Here is a 16003-nt window from a genome sequence, read left to right as displayed (position 1 = left end):
GGTGACAGATGCCCGTGCCGGGCGGCACGACCCGGAAGTTATTGAACGCCGAGGAACCCCAGCGCAGGAAGTTGTAGCGTTCGATGTTGCGCTGGTACTCGCGCTCCACATTGTCGCCAAACGCCTTTGCGGTGCCGAAATAGTCCACCATCACCGAGTGGTCGATCACCAGGTCGACGGGGTTCAGCGGGTTGATTTTGTCAGGATTACCACCCAGTGCGGTCATGGCGTCGCGCATCGCGGCCAGGTCAACCACCGCCGGCACGCCGGTGAAGTCCTGCATCAGGACGCGGGCCGGGCGGAAGCTGATCTCGTGCTCAACTGAACCTTTGTTGTCGAGCCACGCTGCGACCGCCTTGAGGTCGGCCGGGGTGACGGTGTCGCCGTCCTCGTTGCGCAGCAGGTTCTCCAGCAGCACCTTCATCGAGATCGGCAGGCGTGAGACGCCCGCCAGTCCGGCCGCTTCCGCGGCCGGCAGGCTGTAATAGGCGTAGGTCTTCTTGCCGACAGTCAAAAGCTGGCGGGTCTTCAGCGTGTCCAAGGAGGGCATGACAGGGAATTCCTCTTGCTTCATCGCCGTCCTGGCGCAGCCGGGTCAGGATCGCGCGCTCAGTCAGGGACGGACACACAGCGTTCATCCCCGCGCGGCGTCAGGTCCCTGGGGCTGCGACGGCCGCCGCTACATAGCCCCGCCCCCCGCCGCCGTCCATCGCGCGACGCGGCGATCCTGTAGAACGGGGCGCAGGGGCTGCGAAGCCGCAGGAGAGATCCAAGGAAAACACGGAGTGAAGCAGCATGTTCCCAGCTGTTGATCGTCAAGGTAGAGCCTCAGGTCCATTCCGTGTTCAGCGTCTTTCGGCGTTGTCAGCGGCCCCCAAAAGCGGACGTGTTTGTTGATCAACGCGCTCACCATCGAGACCGCCGCCATGCGTCGAGGCGGGCGGCTGCTGTTTTCCGGCGTTTCGCTGCAGCTGGCGGCGGGCGAGGCCTGCGCGCTCACGGGGCCGAACGGCTCGGGCAAGACCAGCTTGCTGCGCGCCGTCTCCGGGCTCGCGAGGTTGGAGGCGGGCCGGGTTGGATTCGGCGAGATTGATCCTGCCGACGCCCGCGCCGAAGGACTTCACCTGCTGGGTCACGCCGATGGCCTCAAATCGGGTCGGACCGCTGGCGAGGAACTGGCCTTCTGGGCCCGCTGGTCCGGCGCCGGCCCAGACGCGGCGGACGCCGCCGTTGAGGCGCTTGAGCTACGAATGCTGCTCCCGCTCGAGGTTCGTCGCCTTTCGGCGGGCCAACGCCGTCGGCTGGCGCTCGCCCGCCTGCTGGCCGCGCCCCGCGCGCTCTGGCTGCTGGATGAACCGTTGAGCCCGCTGGACGCTCGCTGGCGCGCCCGCTTCGCCGAGCTCATGGCCGGTCATCTGGCCGGCGGTGGCCTGGTGCTGGCGGCGATGCACGATCCACTGCCGGGCGCGACCCGTACCCTGGATCTGATCGGATGAGCGCGATCTGGGCGCTCCTGATGCGTGAGACCTCGCTCGCCTGGGCGCGGGGCGGAGGGCCGCTTGTGGCGGTCGGTTTCTATGCCGGGGTCGCCACCTTCCTGCCTCTCGCCATCGGGCCGGAGCCCGCGCGGTTGGCGGCCATCGCCACCGGCGCCAGCTGGGTGGCCCTGGCGCTGGCCTCGCTGCTCTCGCTCGAGCGGATGTTCGAACGCGACTACGAAGACGGCGCGCTCGATCTGCTGGCATTGGCCCCTCTGCCGCTGGAGCTGACCTGTCTGGTCAAGGCGCTGGGCCAGTGGCTGGCGGCTGGCGCGCCGCTGGCCCTGGCAGCGCCCGTGGCGGCGATCGCGCTCGGCGCCTCGCCCGCGCTGGCGCCGCTGGTGTTCCTCTGTGCTCTGCTGGGTGGCCTGGCTTTCGCCTTCGTTGGCGGGATCGGCGCAGCGCTGAGCCTGGGGGCCCGGCGGGGCGGACTGCTGACCGCCGTCATCGTCCTGCCGCTCTTCACGCCGCCGGTGATTTTCGGCGGCGGGGCGCTCGACGCCTACGCTTCCGGCCTGCCCTGGCAAGGCGGGCTGGCGCTGCTGGGCGCCTACGCCGCCGCAGCGGTGGCGCTGGGGCCGCTGGCTATGGCGGCGGCCTGCCGCAACGCCCTGGATTGAAGCACGGCGCTGATCAGTCCCGCGCCGCGTCCAGCAGCCTGCGCACCTTCTGCAGTGTCGGCAGGATCGCGGCCAGCTCGTCCGGGGAGACGCCGGAGAACAGCGCGGCCATCTGCGGCGACATCCGCGTGATCGCCTGATCCCGAATGGCGCGGCCGGCCGGCGTGACGCTCACGGTCTTGCCGCGGCCATCCGCCGGATCCGGCTCGACCACGATCCAGCCGCCCGCCTCCAGCCGTTTGAGCGTGCCAGTCATCGCGCCCTTGGTCACCTGCACCGCGCTCGCGATCTTGGCGGGCGGCCGGCGTTCATGGCCGAGCCGGATCATGTGGTTCAACACCGTGAACCCGGCCATCGACAGGCCGTCCGGCATCACCCGCTCGGCCGCCGTGCGCGATAGATGTTCGATGATGCCGACCTCGTTGAAGAAGACGAAGCCAAGCGGGTCGGCGCTCACGTCCTGATGTGCTGGTCGAGACCCCGGCGCGGCGCCGCTTCCGCCGCCTTGGCCCGCCCGATCCGCACCAGCATCTGCAGCGGCGCCTCCGGGCTCGCGCCCAGCGCGTCTTGCGTCTCCCGGTACAGCGCCGCCATCTCCGGGAATTCCTGCAGGGTCATGCTCCACGGCTGCATCGACAGGCCGAGCGCGGTCGCCGTCAAGTGCATCCGCGCATAGGCCCGACCCGAAGCGATCTGCGTCGCGCGGGAATTGTCCGGACCTTTCAGCCAGACGAAGGCCGGCGTGGCCCTGATTGACTTGGCCCACATGTCGATAGCGCTCTTGGTGGCGAAGGAGTCGGGGTCGGCCATCGCCTCGCGGCTCAACAGTCCGATGGCCGCCATGCCTTCCAGGAACGGTCCCTGCAACGAGATGCCGTCCCGATGCTGGGCGATTTCCGCGCGTCCGATCCGGGTCAGCTTTGCTGATTCCATGGCTGCGGCCGGCGTGGTCATCTCGCGGGCGAAACCCCGCGCGCCGATGTCGACCAAACGCGCAAGGCCGGTCGCATCGGCTACCGATCCGGCGATCAGCGGCGCGGCTGCGGCGCGGGTCACACGTGTCAGATCTTCAGCGCTCGGCGGCGCCTTCAGGTCGTACTCGGCGCGGTTGGTGTGGCGTTTCAGAATCTGGCTGAACAACGGATCGGCCTTCACCGACGGGTCGGCGACCAGGCGCACGCGGGCCACTGGCCGCCCATCCAGCACCGGCTGCGGCTCGCCCTCCGGCCAGATCGTCATGTCGGCGCGCAGGCCCCGCTGGCGGGCGGCGAGGTCAAGCAACTCCAGAAAGGCCCCGCAGCCCATTGTGATCTGGCGGTTGGGCGGGTCCGTGGCCGGCAGCAGCCGAGTGGTGTCGGCATAGAACATAATCTCGTCGGTCCCCGGCAAGTCGACCAGCCAGGGCTGACGGTTGTGCGGATTGGGCGCGAGGATCGCATGCGCCAGCGCCCATCGGCGCGGATCGCGCTCGCCGGCTCCTGGATTGCGCCAGGCCGCCGCGGGATCCGGACCCGCTGGCGAAGCACACCCGACGGCGCCAAGCGCGCCTCCAGCCGTGAGGATCTCCAACACCGAACGACGCGTAGGCATGGCTGAACTCCGTTTAGAGCTAAACGATATAGATTAGACCTAAACTAATGGCAAGCCTTCTCCCGACGAGCCGGCGACTTCAGCTCCCGGACCCCGCCCGCAGCGCCCCTGCGCCAATCGGTCACGCGCCCCGAAATTGCTCCCGGTCCGTAAATTGCCTAGAACGCCGGGCCCTTTGGGCGTCCTGCGCCAGAACGCGACACACGGAGACCGGAAGCGTTGCGGACCCGCCGCCACACCAGCAAGCGTCGCCTCGCCGCCGAAACCGCCATCGTGGCGGTCGCGGCGTTGAGCGCGTTCGTGGCGCACGCCTCGCTGCCGACCCAGCCGCGGGCGCCGGCGCCTGCGGCCGCGGCCCTCACGCCACCGCCGCCTGCATTGCGCGACGACCAGATGCTGATCGCCTTCGTCGAGCCGGTTCCGGGCCATGCGGTGGTCTCGCCCTTCGGCCTGCGCCAGCTGCCCTGGGAGGGCGCCGGCCGCCTGCATGAGGGCGTCGACATCTCCGCCGACGCCGGCGTGCCGGTGGTGGCCGCCGCCGAGGGCGTGGTGATCGAGGCCGGGCAAAAGGGCGGGTACGGCCGCTACGTCGCGCTGCGCCACGCCGAGGGCCTGGTCACAGTTTACGCGCACCTGGGTGAGATCGGCGCCGGCATGAAGCCGGGGGTGGCCGTCGGCACCGGCCAGCCGATCGGCAAGATCGGCTCCACTGGCGTCTCCACCGGCCCCCACCTTCACTTTGAGATCCGTGATGCCGAGGATCGTCCGCTCAATCCAGCCCTGTTCCTGGGCCGCGCCTTCGCAGAGGCGGGCGACCTGCCGCTCGACAAGGCCAAGCGCTATTCCGGCCGGGTGCGTATGGCGGTGGTCTCGCGCATTCCCGAGAGCAAGCGCGCCCTGATGGCCGGTCAGGCCGATCCAGACGCCATTATTGTCCGCCGCAAGACCACCGACGCCCAGGATCTCGCCGCCGCCGAACACAACCTCCAGGGCCAGGCGCGCGCCGCCGCCAAGGCCGAGACCATCGATGGATTGCGCGAGCTTTCCATCGGCCCCGACGGTCGGCCCCGCGCCCAGTTGGCGATGTAAACTAGCGGTGGACGGGCTTTCCGGCGAACGCATCGACATCGGCGGACGACGGCTCCGCGTCGCCCGCGCCGGTCCCCGGTCCGCTGATCATCCCCTGATTGTCTGCGAGCACGGCGCCTTCGGCTGCGCGACCGACTGGGCCGTGGTCCAGGCGTCATTGGCCGAACGAGGACTGCGCAGCCTGGCCTATGACCGCGCCGGCCTCGGCGGTTCGGATCCAGGACCGGAACCGCGCGATGGCCGGGCTATCAACGACGATCTCGACGCTCTGCTGGGCGCGCTGGGCGAGACAGGGCCGATCCTGCTCTGCGGCCATTCGATGGGCGGGCTGATGGTGAGGCTGTTCGCGCTGGAACGAACTCGGCCGCTTGCCGGGCTGGTTCTGGTCGATGCTGTGACGCCGGATGTGCTGGGTCTTCCCGGCGGCCGGCTGGCGGTGCGGGGCTTCGGCAAGCTGCTTGACGTGGTCGCGGTCGGCGCTCGCGCCGGCCTGATGACCCCGGTGGCCTGGATCAGCAGCAACCTGATCGGCCTGCCGCCCGAGTCCGCCCGCGAAAAGCGGCGCATCCACGGCGCCGCGTCTCACGCCCTCTGGGCCGCCGCTGAGGTCAATGCCTGGCCGGCGACGTCCAACCTCGCCGGCGCCTATGACCTGCCGGCTGAACTGCCCGTGGCGGTGATCACGGCTGGACCGCATGGCGGACGCGAGGCCTTGAAGGCTGTGCAAGAAAAGCCCGCCCGTCGCTCGGCTAACGGATTCATCGTCCACCAGGCCGCGGCCGGCCATGCCAATCTGCTAGGCCCCCGTTACTCCGAGGCCGTGCTGCGAGGCATCGACCACGTGCTTCAGGCCGGCTCCCGGGTCACCTGACCCCGAGCGGCGTCCAGCCGGTCGGCCACCAGCGGTGTCCAGTCCACCCCGGGAATGGGCGCAAGCATTGGGCAACCGACCTCTCCATCCGGCAAGAGGATCGCCGGTAGGCCGCCTCGCGCCAGGGCCGGCGTCGCCGCTAACCCGCGTCGCGCCTCCGGCCCCAGGCGCCGCGCCAGCCCCGCCAACCGTCGAACCACCAGACCGGGCCGCCGCGCCACGAAGGCGAAACGACCGTCCCAGACCGCCTCGTGACCTTGCGACAGGGCGAGCGGCGCCAGTCCGCCCCGCGCCGCCTCCCCCGGCTCGCGGGAGATCAACACCAAGCCGCCCTCGGTCCGGATGCGGGCGCCGGCCAGCGTGCCGGCCAGGGTTTCGGCGGCGCGGCCGAGCGCGGCGCCCCGGGGCGGTCTCGTCCCACCACCGGCGCACACGCATGCAAGCCCCAGTCGCCGCGGTGTCAGGCTGCCGCGATCCATTCGGATCAGGCCTGAGTTAGCCACCTCGACCAAGCCCGGCCATGCCTCGGGCGCGCCGATGCCGTCTTGGTCCTCTGGTTTCATCGCCCTTGCGCGCGCCCGGGCGAAGCGCGGGTCTGCATTCGCGGGATCCTCGATCCAGGTCTCGCCGCGACGGGCCAGCCAGGCCCGCAGGTCCGCCCTCCGCACGTCCAGTATCGGTCGCAGAAGGAAAACGCCTCGCCCTTCAGGCCAGGCCGGCGACGGCGACCAGTCGCGTGGATCCGGTGTCGAGGCCCCGGCCGCGCGCATGGCGCCGGCTTCGGAAACGTCGTCGGCGGTGTGGCCCATCAGGATCACCGTCGCGCCGGCCGCGCGCGCTGCATCGGCCAGAAGAGCATGGCGCGCCGCCCTGGCCTTGGCGGGCAATCCCGTCGGCGGTTTTTCTCCTGTCCAGGCCAGCCTCACAAAGGGCCGCCCCAACCGCGCGGCGATCCCGGCGCAAGTATCCGTCCAGGCGGCGCTCGCGGGCGACAGACCGTGATCGACGGTGAGCACCAGCAGCTCACGCCCAGCTGCCCGCGCCCAGGCGTCGGCCATCAGCGTGAGTGCAAGGGAGTCGCCGCCGCCCGAGAGCGCTACCGCCAACGGCCTTGGGCTGTCACGGCGCAGGCGGGCGTCCATCGCGGCGTGGACGGACGCCTCCATGGGGTCAGGTCCGGAGGCTCAGGCCGCGCACTTGGCCTGGGTGCGGGCCTGGGCGGCGCGACTGGCGATGTTGGCCGGCGCCTTGGGATAGCGGCGCGTGAACTCGGTGAGAGTCTGACAGGCGTCGGCTGGCTTTTTCAACGCGATCAGCGATCTTGAGAGCTCCACCACCGCGTCGGGCGCCCAGGGCGTCTGCGGCCATCCGCGGATGGCGCCGATATAGGCCTTGGCCGCATCGGCATGGGCGCCGCGTACACCCAGCGTCTTGCCCCACCAGTAGCTGGCTTCTGTTGTGCGCGGCGCATCGGGCCAGTTGTTCACATAGGCGGCGAAGGCCGCTTCGGCCGCATCGTAATCCCCCGCCAGCATCAATTGCCGCGCCTGGGTGAAGTCCTGCGCCGGATCGCCCTGTGCGACCGGGGTCTCGACCGGCGGCGGCGGCGGTTCGATCGCCTTGGCCTCGGCGGCGGCCAGTCGCTCGCCAAGCGCCTTGGCCTCGGCCTTCAGCCCGGCGATCTCGCGCTTGGCGGCGTCGAGTTCACGCGTGCTGTCGTCTAGCGTGCTGTTCAGGCCGCGCAGGGTCTGTTCCAGATCGCCCATCCGGCGGGTCAGTTCGGCCATCCGAGCGTCTGTATCCGCGGGTTGCACCACCACCGGTTTGCCGGTGTCGCGCATCTGGAAGATGATGGCGCGCAGTTCGCGCACCACCTTCTCCATTCGATCGACGCGCCGCGCGTCACGGGCGTCGAGTGGATCGTCCATCGGTGTCTGGGCCTGGAGCGGCCCGCCGAGAGCCACCGCCAGGGCGAGCCCGGCCAGGACAGCGGTTCGGGCGCGCGTCATGCGGGTCTAACGGGCGCCGGAGACCAGGGCGGTGCGCCCGTTGCGATTTTTCGCCCAGGCTTCCTCGCCCGTGCCCGGATCCAGTGGCTGTTCCTTGCCGAACGAAATCGTGGCGATCCGGTCTGACGAGATTCCCTGGCCAACCAGATAGTCGCGCACCGCATTGGCCCGCCGGGCGCCGAGCGCAAGGTTGTATTCCCGCGTTCCGCGCTCGTCGGCGTTACCTTCGATCCGCACCGTCACCGAAGAATAGCGGCGTAGCCAGGCGGACTGGGCGTCCAGGATCGGCAGGGCGTCGGCCCGCACGTCATGGCTGTCGGTGTCAAAATAGACCCGGTCGCCCACATTGACCACGAAGTCCTGGGTCGAACCCGGCAGCGCGCCTGCCGGTTCACTGGTGACAGGCGCCTGAGCGGTTGGGGGCAGCGGAGTCGACGGCGCCTGGGTCGAGGGTTGGCTCGTCTGGGTGGGGAAGGTCGGCTTGGGCTTGGACTGGCAGGCGGCGAGTGCGGCGACGGCGCAGGCGGCGAGGCCCAGGCGGGCGGTGGTCTTGGCGAACCCGGCGATCATCAAGGTCTCCTTATGGCTCCAGCGACGAATCAATATGACGCAGTATCAGGCGGGATTGGGGCCGAGGGCTAGTTGAGCAGCGGCGACCATGCCGGATCCGACCCGGCGCCTGGATAGGGCATGGGCTGCAGCACCCGTCCGGTCACGTCCACGCTCCAAAGGCGTGGCGCACCGCCCAGTGTCTCACGAGAGAACATCAACACCCGGCCGTTGGGCGCCCAGGTGGGACCTTCATCCAGGTAACTGGTGGTGAGGAGCCGCTCATCCGTGCCGTCGGGCCGCATGACGCCGATATGAAACTGGCCGCCGGTCTGCTTGGTGAAGGCGATGAACTCGCCGGTCGGGCTCCATACAGGCGTCGTATAGCGTCCGCCGCCGTTCGAGATCCGCCGCTGGCCCGAACCATCGGCCGCCATCACGTAGATCTGCGGCGAACCCGCGCGATCTGAGTTGAAGGCGATACGGGTTCCGTCCGGCGAATAGGACGCCGAGGTGTCAATGCCCGGGTCGGAGGTCAGCCGCGTGCTGGATCGACTGGAGAGATTCATCACGAAGATATCGCTGTTGCCGCCACGTTCGACGGAGAACGCCACCTTCGAGCCGTCGGGCGAGAAGCGCGGTGCGAACACCATGCCGGGGAAACTCCCCAGGCTCTCGCGTCGTCCGGTCTCCAGATTGAACAGGAACACTGCGGCCGACTCCGGCCGGAGCGCCATATAGGTGATCTCCTGGCTGTTGGGCGAAAAGCGCGGGGTCATGACGATGGAATCGCCGCTGGTCAGGTAGCTCGGATTGGCGCCGTCCTGGTCCATGATGGCCAGCCGTTTAACCACTTTGCCGCGCCCGCCGCTCTCGGCCACGAACACCACACGGGTGTCGAAATAGCCCTTCTCGCCGGTGAGTCGCTCATAGACCGCGTCGGAGATCTTGTGCGCCACGCGGCGCCAGTTCTCGGGGCTGGAAGTGAACTGCAGCCCCAGCAACTGCTGCTCGGCGAAGACGTCCCACAGCCGGAAGTCCACCCGGATGCGCCCGGCCTCGACCGTGACCTGTCCGTTGACGAGGGCTTGGGCGTTGATCGTCTTCCAATCGGCGAAGCGGGGCTGAACGCCGGCCTGAAGGTCTTTCTCGATGAAGCTCGCCGGATCCAGCGGCCGGAACAGCCCGGAACGCTGCAGGTTGGCGCCGATCACCTGGGCGATGTCCGCGCCCTGAGGCCCTCCTACGAAGGTCGGAATGGCGACTGGAAGCGGTTGTACATCTCCTCGATTGACGTTGACCTCAATCTGGGCCCGCGCCTGCGGCGCGAAAGCCAATCCGCCGGCAAGGGCGAGGATTGCGCAGAGGAAAGCGGGAACGAGCCGGGTCCGGATCATCGGGCGCAGGCCTCCTTGGCGTTGAAATTGACGGCGATCCGTGCGCCGTAGAACTCGCGCGGCAGGCCCCGGAACGGCTGGGCTGCATAGACGGCGCGCACCGCCCGCTCGGCGCCGGCGACGGACACTGGGTTGCGCGCGCCCTGGATCTGGCTGGCCACGTCGCCCAGAACCTGTCCGGTTGCGCCCAGGGTGAATGTGACCCGCACCAGTACGTCACGGCCCCCTTCGACCTCGCAGTTGGGATTCCAGCGGCGTTGAAGTTCGTCGGTCAGACCAGTGGCCGCCTGACCAGAGGCGAGGCCGACGCCTGGCGTCTGGCGGGCGACCGGCGCGGTCTCGGCTCGGGTGGGACCGGTCTTGGCGGCGGCGGCCTGGCGCGGCGCGTTGCGGGCGGGTGCGGTAAGGCTGGCGGCGAGAGCGTCGAGGTCGAGCCGAGGCTCAGGTCTGGGCGCGGCCTTAGCGGCGGGGGTTGCGGCGGCCTTAGGCGGCGGGGTCTGGGCGGCCTTCGGCGGGGGGATCGGCGCTGGCGGGGCCGGGGCGGGTTCAGGCGGCGGCGCCTCGGCCGCGACGGTCTCGGCCGCTGACTCCTGGATCTCAGGACCCACCACGGCTGGCCGGGTGTCGGCGTCGGGCACGCTGGCCACCAGGGTCACGGGCGTTACCGACCCGACCTTCAGGTCGCGTGCGCCCCAGCTGATCATGAAAACGGCGGCCACGGACAGATGCAGCCCCAGCGAACCCAGCGCCCAGGGAGAGACCTCGATCTTGCGGGCCGCCGTACGGCTCAAGGCCCGGCCTCCTCCGACTTGTCGCCACCCGAAGACGGCCCGCCGGTGTCGGTGATCAGGTTGATGGCGGTGAAGCCCGAGGTCGACAGCGCCGCCATCACTCGGGCCACGGTCTCATAGTCGGCCTTGCCGTCGGCGCGCACATAGATTGGCCGCGTACGGTCATCGGCCATGGCGGTCAGGCGCGGCGATAGCGAGGCGAACGGCGTCTCGTCATCGCCAATGTAGATGCGGCCGTCTGAGCGGATCGAGAGCGTGATCGGGTCGGGCACGTCCTGCATGGCGCCGGCCTCGGTCTTGGGAAGCTCAACTGGCACCCCCGCGGTGAGCAGAGGCGCGGAGATCATGAAGATGATCAGCAGCACCAACATGACATCGACCAGTGGCGTGACGTTGATCTCTGACAACGCGCCACGCCGCGCCCGCCCGCGCCGCCGCCGTTTTCCGCCGCTGGCCGCAGCGAAGGCGTCATGAGAGGACAACGCCATGCCTTACATCCGCTCGGCGAGGCGACGCTGGATCGCACTGGAGAGATCGTCGGCGAAGTTTTCCAGTCGTCCGCCGAAGCCGGCCGCGGCCGTCGAGAAAGCGTTGTAGGCGATGTAGGCCGGGATCGCCGCCACCAGGCCGACAGCCGTGGCGAACAGCGCCTCGGCGATGGAGGGGGCGACGATCGCCAGCGAAGTGTTCTTCTGCACCGCGATCGCCTGGAAGGCGCGCATGATGCCCCAGACCGTGCCGAACAGGCCGACGAACGGCGAGGCGGTGGCGACGATGGCCAGGATGCCCAGGCCGCGTTCGGCTCGGGCGGTCTCCCGGGCGATGATGGCGTCGAGCAGGCGATCGATCCGTTGGACGAGGAAGGCGGCCTGGCCCTCGCTGGGAGGCCCCTTGGCGCGAACATCGCGCCACTCCTTCAGCGCCCCCTGCAGCATCCGAGGGAGCGGATGTTCGGGCCGCTCTCCGGCTTCGGCGGCCACATCCTCCAGGCTGCGACCGGAAGCCACTGCGTCCTCGAATCGATCAGCCTCACGGCTCTGAGCCCGGAAGCGGACGGTCTTCTCCAGGATGATCGCCCAAGACCAGAGCGAAGACAGCGCCAGCCCGATCATCACCAGCTTCACCACCCAGTCGGCGCTCATGAAGATCGTCACGAAATCGAAGGTCTCGGGCGTGACGGCGACCGGGGTCATCTCATCTCCTCTGGGTTCAGACGGCGTGGCTTGAGTGGTTTCGGTGGCGAACTTATGGCGCGAGAAGGGGTCCGACAGCTTCGGCCAGCCCCGGCGGAGGACGGCGTGCGCGGCCCTGACTGTCGATGCAGGCGGCCTCGACCTCAGCTTCGCAGATCAGCTCATCGCCCCGCAGGATTCGCTGACGGATGTAAAGTCTGGGCCCCTTCATCCGGTCATAGAGCGTGCGGACGAGAAGTGCGTCATCCACTCGCGCCGAGCGGCGATAGTCGATGATCATCCGCGTCAAAGCGAAGGCCGCATTCTGTTCGGCGAGGTCGGTGTGGTTGACCCCCGCGACCCGGAGAAAGTCGCTCCGCCCACGCTCGAAATAGCGCAGGTAGTTGGCGTGATAGACGATGCCCGTGAAGTCTGTGTCCTCGTAGTAGATGCGGACCGGCAGCACATGCTCCCGGCCCTCGAGCCAGCCGGCGGTGGGGGCCGGGCCGCTCATTCGAACAGGTCCCCCGCGGGCGCTGATCCCACAGTGGCTGGTGCTGTAAGCCCGAGGTGCGCATAGGCCCGAGCCGCCGCTATCCGGCCGCGCGGCGTGCGCTGGATGAAGCCTTGCTGCAGCAGAAAAGGCTCGATTACGTCCTCCACGGCATCGCGCGCCTCGGCGATGGCGTAGGCCAGGGTCTCCACCCCAGCCGGGCCGCCGGCATAGTTCTCGATCAGGGCGCGCAGGTATCGACGGTCGAGCGCATCCAGCCCCTGTTCATCGACGTCCAGGCGCGCGAGCGCCGAGGCCGCGGCGGTTCGGTCAATGCGCGTCACGCCATCCGCGGCGGCGAAGTCTCGCACCCGACGCAGCAACCGACCGGCTACGCGTGGCGTGCCTCGCGCCCGTGTGGCGATCTCCATGGCGCCATCCTCGGTGAGCGGAGCCTTAAGCTTGGCCGCCGCGCCCATCAGAACCAGGGTCAGTTCCTCGGGAGTGTAGAACTCCAGCCGGATCGGGATGCCGAACCGGTCGCGGAGCGGCGTGGCCAAGAGGCCCGCTCGAGTGGTCGCCGCAACCAAGGTGAAAGGCGCGAGATCGATGCGGATCGAGCGCGCCGATGGACCCTCGCCGATGATGAGGTCCAGCACGTGATCCTCCATCGCCGGATAGAGGATCTCCTCAACCACCGGCGCCAGCCGATGAATCTCGTCGATGAACAGCACGTCGCGCGGTTCGAGGTTGGTGAGGATCGCCGCAAGATCGCCGGCCTTGGCCAGGACCGGCCCGGAGGTGGCGCGGAAGTTCACCCCGAGCTCGCGAGCGACAATCTGGGCCAGCGTGGTCTTGCCGAGTCCCGGTGGGCCGAACAGCAGCACATGGTCCAGCGCCTCTGTCCGCCCCTTGGCCGCCTCAATGAAGACCGTGAGGTTGGCCTTGGCCTGCCGCTGGCCCACGAACTCGGCCAGGGTCTGGGGCCGCAGCGCCCGGTCTTGCGGCTCATGTGGCTCCGCCTCGGGTGAGACGATCCGCGTCATCGGCCGAGTTCCTGAAGGGCGGCCTTGATCAGGGCGGCGGGCTCGGCGTCTTCGCCCAGGCGTCCGAGGGCGGCTTCCACGACACGGCGGGCGGAGGGTTCGGCCACGCCCAGGCCCATCAGGGCCGCGGTCGCCTCACCGGAGGCGGAAGGCGCGGCGGGCTTTGGCCCGGCGATGCCGGCGTGGAAAGCCGCGACCGGGCCGTCATGCAGGGGCTTGTCCTTGAGTTCGGTCACGATGCGCTGAGCGAGCTTGGGCCCCACGCCTTGCGCCCGCGCCACCAGGGCCTTGTCGTCACGCGCCACGGCCGACGCCAGTTCGACCGGCGCCAACACGTCCAGCACCGCCAGCGCGGCCTTTGGCCCCACGCCCTGTATCGCCCTCAGCATCACGAAGGCGCGGCGTTCGTCTCGGCTCAGGAAGCCATAGAGGGTGGTCCCGGTCTGCTCCGACCACTGGGTCTCCACATGCACAAGCGCCTCGCCGCCAATCTCGGGCAGGCGCGAAAGCGTGCGAGCCCCGCAGCGGACGACATATCCCACGCCCATGACGTCGATGAGCGCGTCTTCCTCGCCCACCTCGGCCACGGCGCCGCGCAAGCGCCCGATCATCTGCGAATCACGTTCAGCATGTGTTCGCCAGAGGTACCGCGTGGCGTGCGCGGTTTCTACTTCTCGCCCATCAAGGTCACCGCTCGCCGGGCCGCCGCATCGTAATAGTAGAGAGCCCTTTCCGCGGCTTCGGTGTCGCCATCTCGAACGACGCGCAGATAGGTAGCCCAGTGGCCGAACGCGTTGCGACAGTGGGAGTCGCGGTCGTTGATCGCCGACTGGTAGCGGAACGTCAGATAGTTTTCCGTAGTATAGCCCGCGCAAGCGGCCTTGGGCGCGAGCCAGTCAAGGCGACCGTGCTGTGCCTCGAGTTGGTCGGAGAGGCGCTCCGGCTTCGCAGCCTCTGCCGCGCCTGAGACAGGCCCATAGACGCCCTCGCGAACGCCTTTCTCGATCTCCGCCGCCTGTGCGAGCATGTCCGCATGAGCATCGGCCGGGAGCGTGTCCTTCAATTGCTCCGCGGTTGCTCGCAGCCGTGCGGCCGAGTCCAGCATCTGCTGCGCGGCGCTTTGGGCAAGGGCCTGTCCAGATAGGACGCTGGCGGTGATCAGGGCGAGCACGGCTTGGCGCATGTTGTCGGAGGCTCCGGTTAGGTCAGGCTGAGCGCCTTTGTACGGTCGTTGAGGGCGCTTGGATGAGCCGACGATATAGTCCAGCCTGTCGAAAACTGAGGGGCTCGTGGATGCGGCGGCGGACGATGTTGGTCGGTATGACCCTTTCGGGGCTCGCGGGTCCCGTGCAGGCGGCACCGGCGCGGGATCGGCTGGTAGCCTCGCCCGCCTGGCTCAGGTCGCGGCTCACGGATCCCTCGCTCGTTATCCTGCAGGTGGGCGACAAGGCCGGCTACGAGGTCGGCCATATTCCGGGCGCCCGTCTGGTGACCTTGGCCGATTTCGCCGCGCCGCCATCTGGACCTGAGCCGTTGTTCCTGGAGATGCCGTCGCCGGAACGGTTGCGGGTGCCACTGATATCGCTTGGCGTAACGGATCGGTCGACGATCGTCGTAGTTCCAACGCGCGAGGGCATCCAGTCCGCCACGCGGGTGGTGTTTACACTGGATGCGGCCGGGCTTGGCGACCGCACGCGGTTGCTGGAGGGCGGCACCGCGGCCTGGGTCGCCGCAGGCGGGGTCCTCAGCCGCGAGGCGCCCGGTCCGGCGGCGACCGGCAAACTCAGGCCCATCCGGTTCCGAGCCCTGATGGCGGATCGAGCGATGGTGATGGCTTCGCGCGGCAAACCTGGTTGGAAGGTCGTCGATGCGCGGACGCCCGAGTTCTATTCGGGCGCGAGGCCCGGCGGCATGCCGGGCAAGCCGCACCGGCCAGGCCATATCGAAGGCGCCGCCAACATTCCATTCACCTCAGTGACCACGCCCGATCTGAAGCTCGCGCCCGAGGCCGAGATCGCCGCGCGATTCAAGGCGGCCGGCGTTAAGCCGGGCGACAAGGTCATCGCCTATTGCCACGTCGGCCAGCAGGCCACCGCCACCCTGTTCGCCGCCCGCTCGCTGGGCATCGACGTCAGGCTCTATGATGGGTCGTTCGAGGAATGGTCCCGCACGGATGGCCCGGTCGCGACCGGGCCTTAACCAGGCCGGAGCGTGACAGCCTGAAGTGGATACCGGTTCGGGCGCCCGTCACGCTCTAACTCAAGGAAATCGAGGCTGTTCTTCCGGATCAGATGAATCCATCTGATCCGGACAGGCTCTGATCAGCCGCGAAGCGTGGCGCCGGTCGCCTTGACGACGACCGCCACAATCCGCGTGCTCAGGCTCTCAATCTCGGACTCGGTCAGTGTCTTCTCACGCGGCTGGATCGTCACCTCCACGGCCAGCGAGACCTTGCCCTCGGGCACGCCCTGGCCGCGATAGACGTCGAACACGCGCGCCTCGGCGATCAGCGCCTTGTCCACGCCCAGGATCGGGCGGATGAGATCGCCAGCGGCCACGTCGGCGTCCACCAGGAACGCGAAGTCACGCTTGAGCGGCATCAGGGTCGAAAGGCTGAGCGGGGCCTTGGTCTTTATGCCGCCCTTGCGCTTGGGCTCAGGGATGGCTTCCAGGACGATCTCAAAGGCCAGGAGCGGACCCTCGGCGTCGAGCGCCTTCAGCACGCGCGGATGCAACTCGCCGAACTCCGCCACAATGGTCTTGGGTCCGAGCTGCAGCCGGGCCGAGCGGCCAGGATGCCACCAGGGCGAGGCCTGGCCCTGGACAGTCTGCAGCGCT

At 68.9% G+C, this 16003-nt stretch carries 19 protein-coding genes and 1 pseudogene; 5 read left to right on the top strand and 15 right to left on the bottom strand.

The features are described from left to right. On the bottom strand, window positions 1–550 hold a 550-nt coding region (locus ACIQ3R_RS07205; protein ID WP_397416762.1), incomplete at its 3' end, for an aconitase family protein. Window positions 551–893: 343 nt separating this feature from the next. On the opposite strand from ACIQ3R_RS07205, the gene ccmA reads away from it, so the two are divergent. Both ccmA and ccmB read left to right on the top strand, forming a co-directional pair. After that, window positions 894–1496, top strand: coding sequence for a heme ABC exporter ATP-binding protein CcmA (gene ccmA, locus ACIQ3R_RS07200; RefSeq protein ID WP_397416759.1), 603 nt, complete (start codon window positions 894–896; stop codon window positions 1494–1496). Continuing rightward, window positions 1493–2158 carry a heme exporter protein CcmB gene (gene ccmB / locus ACIQ3R_RS07195; RefSeq protein WP_397416757.1) on the top strand — a complete coding sequence of 222 codons (666 nt, stop codon included), beginning with the start codon at window positions 1493–1495 and terminating at the stop codon, window positions 2156–2158. The genes ccmA and ccmB overlap by 4 nt, the downstream gene beginning before the upstream one ends. Before the next feature lie 13 nt (window positions 2159–2171). Here ccmB and ACIQ3R_RS07190 read toward each other — a convergent pair whose 3' ends face one another. Beyond that, window positions 2172–2615, bottom strand: a complete 444-nt coding sequence (locus ACIQ3R_RS07190) for a MarR family winged helix-turn-helix transcriptional regulator (protein WP_397416754.1) — start codon at window positions 2613–2615, stop codon at window positions 2172–2174. After that, window positions 2612–3748: an Acg family FMN-binding oxidoreductase gene (locus ACIQ3R_RS07185; protein WP_397416751.1), complete on the bottom strand. Its 1137-nt coding sequence runs from the start codon at window positions 3746–3748 to the stop codon at window positions 2612–2614. Before ACIQ3R_RS07185 ends, ACIQ3R_RS07190 begins: the two co-directional genes overlap by 4 nt. 219 nt (window positions 3749–3967) lie before the next feature. Here ACIQ3R_RS07185 and ACIQ3R_RS07180 point away from each other — a divergent pair, with 219 nt between their 5' ends. Beyond that, the gene (locus ACIQ3R_RS07180) at window positions 3968–4837 is read left to right on the top strand and encodes a M23 family metallopeptidase (protein ID WP_397416748.1); all 870 of its coding nucleotides are present in this window, start codon (window positions 3968–3970) and stop codon (window positions 4835–4837) included. Window positions 4838–4844: 7 nt separating this feature from the next. Beyond that, the gene (locus tag ACIQ3R_RS07175) at window positions 4845–5708 is read left to right on the top strand and encodes an alpha/beta fold hydrolase (protein WP_397416745.1); all 864 of its coding nucleotides are present in this window, start codon (window positions 4845–4847) and stop codon (window positions 5706–5708) included. Here ACIQ3R_RS07175 and tilS read toward each other — a convergent pair. The 11 genes from tilS to ACIQ3R_RS07120 all read right to left on the bottom strand — a co-directional run bounded on the left by tilS (window position 5684) and on the right by ACIQ3R_RS07120 (window position 14348). Next, complete coding sequence (tilS, locus tag ACIQ3R_RS07170) at window positions 5684–6874, bottom strand: tRNA lysidine(34) synthetase TilS (RefSeq protein WP_397416742.1); 1191 nt, start codon at window positions 6872–6874, stop codon at window positions 5684–5686. The genes ACIQ3R_RS07175 and tilS overlap by 25 nt on opposite strands. A gap of 18 nt (window positions 6875–6892) precedes the next feature. Beyond that, on the bottom strand, window positions 6893–7717 hold the full coding sequence (gene ybgF / locus ACIQ3R_RS07165; protein ID WP_397416739.1) for a tol-pal system protein YbgF: 825 nt from the start codon (window positions 7715–7717) through the stop codon (window positions 6893–6895). Between the two features lie 6 nt (window positions 7718–7723). After that, window positions 7724–8287 carry a peptidoglycan-associated lipoprotein Pal gene (gene pal, locus ACIQ3R_RS07160; RefSeq protein ID WP_397416736.1) on the bottom strand — a complete coding sequence of 188 codons (564 nt, stop codon included), beginning with the start codon at window positions 8285–8287 and terminating at the stop codon, window positions 7724–7726. Between the two features lie 68 nt (window positions 8288–8355). Further along, window positions 8356–9663 carry a Tol-Pal system beta propeller repeat protein TolB gene (gene tolB / locus ACIQ3R_RS07155; RefSeq protein WP_397416733.1) on the bottom strand — a complete coding sequence of 436 codons (1308 nt, stop codon included), beginning with the start codon at window positions 9661–9663 and terminating at the stop codon, window positions 8356–8358. Next, complete coding sequence (locus ACIQ3R_RS07150) at window positions 9660–10454, bottom strand: energy transducer TonB (RefSeq protein WP_397416730.1); 795 nt, start codon at window positions 10452–10454, stop codon at window positions 9660–9662. Before ACIQ3R_RS07150 ends, tolB begins: the two co-directional genes overlap by 4 nt. Then, window positions 10451–10942, bottom strand: a complete 492-nt coding sequence (locus ACIQ3R_RS07145) for an ExbD/TolR family protein (RefSeq protein ID WP_397416727.1) — start codon at window positions 10940–10942, stop codon at window positions 10451–10453. The genes ACIQ3R_RS07150 and ACIQ3R_RS07145 overlap by 4 nt, the downstream gene beginning before the upstream one ends. Window positions 10943–10945: 3 nt before the next feature. Next, complete coding sequence (gene tolQ / locus ACIQ3R_RS07140; protein WP_397416724.1) at window positions 10946–11647, bottom strand: protein TolQ; 702 nt, start codon at window positions 11645–11647, stop codon at window positions 10946–10948. Window positions 11648–11699: 52 nt separating this feature from the next. Next, window positions 11700–12140 (bottom strand): tol-pal system-associated acyl-CoA thioesterase, encoded by a 441-nt coding sequence (gene ybgC / locus ACIQ3R_RS07135; RefSeq protein ID WP_397416721.1) that lies wholly within the window; start codon window positions 12138–12140, stop codon window positions 11700–11702. Continuing rightward, on the bottom strand, window positions 12137–13165 hold the full coding sequence (ruvB, locus tag ACIQ3R_RS07130; RefSeq protein WP_397416719.1) for a Holliday junction branch migration DNA helicase RuvB: 1029 nt from the start codon (window positions 13163–13165) through the stop codon (window positions 12137–12139). The genes ybgC and ruvB overlap by 4 nt, the downstream gene beginning before the upstream one ends. Then, a complete protein-coding gene (gene ruvA, locus ACIQ3R_RS07125; protein WP_397416716.1) occupies window positions 13162–13776 on the bottom strand; it encodes a Holliday junction branch migration protein RuvA in 615 nt (204 codons plus the stop codon). Before ruvA ends, ruvB begins: the two co-directional genes overlap by 4 nt. Window positions 13777–13832: 56 nt before the next feature. Beyond that, window positions 13833–14348: a hypothetical protein gene (locus tag ACIQ3R_RS07120; protein ID WP_397416714.1), complete on the bottom strand. Its 516-nt coding sequence runs from the start codon at window positions 14346–14348 to the stop codon at window positions 13833–13835. A gap of 110 nt (window positions 14349–14458) precedes the next feature. Here ACIQ3R_RS07120 and ACIQ3R_RS07115 point away from each other — a divergent pair, with 110 nt between their 5' ends. After that, window positions 14459–15364 carry a sulfurtransferase gene (locus ACIQ3R_RS07115; protein ID WP_397416712.1) on the top strand — a complete coding sequence of 302 codons (906 nt, stop codon included), beginning with the start codon at window positions 14459–14461 and terminating at the stop codon, window positions 15362–15364. Between the two features lie 122 nt (window positions 15365–15486). Here ACIQ3R_RS07115 and ACIQ3R_RS07110 read toward each other — a convergent pair. Further along, window positions 15487–16003, bottom strand: a pseudogene (locus ACIQ3R_RS07110) (phenylalanine--tRNA ligase subunit beta); the annotation flags it as partial.

Source organism: Phenylobacterium sp. (assembly GCF_044371015.1).
GTDB lineage: Bacteria > Pseudomonadota > Alphaproteobacteria > Caulobacterales > Caulobacteraceae > Phenylobacterium.
Note: the sequence above shows the minus strand (reverse complement) of the source record. Positions and strands in the feature narration are given on the sequence as shown.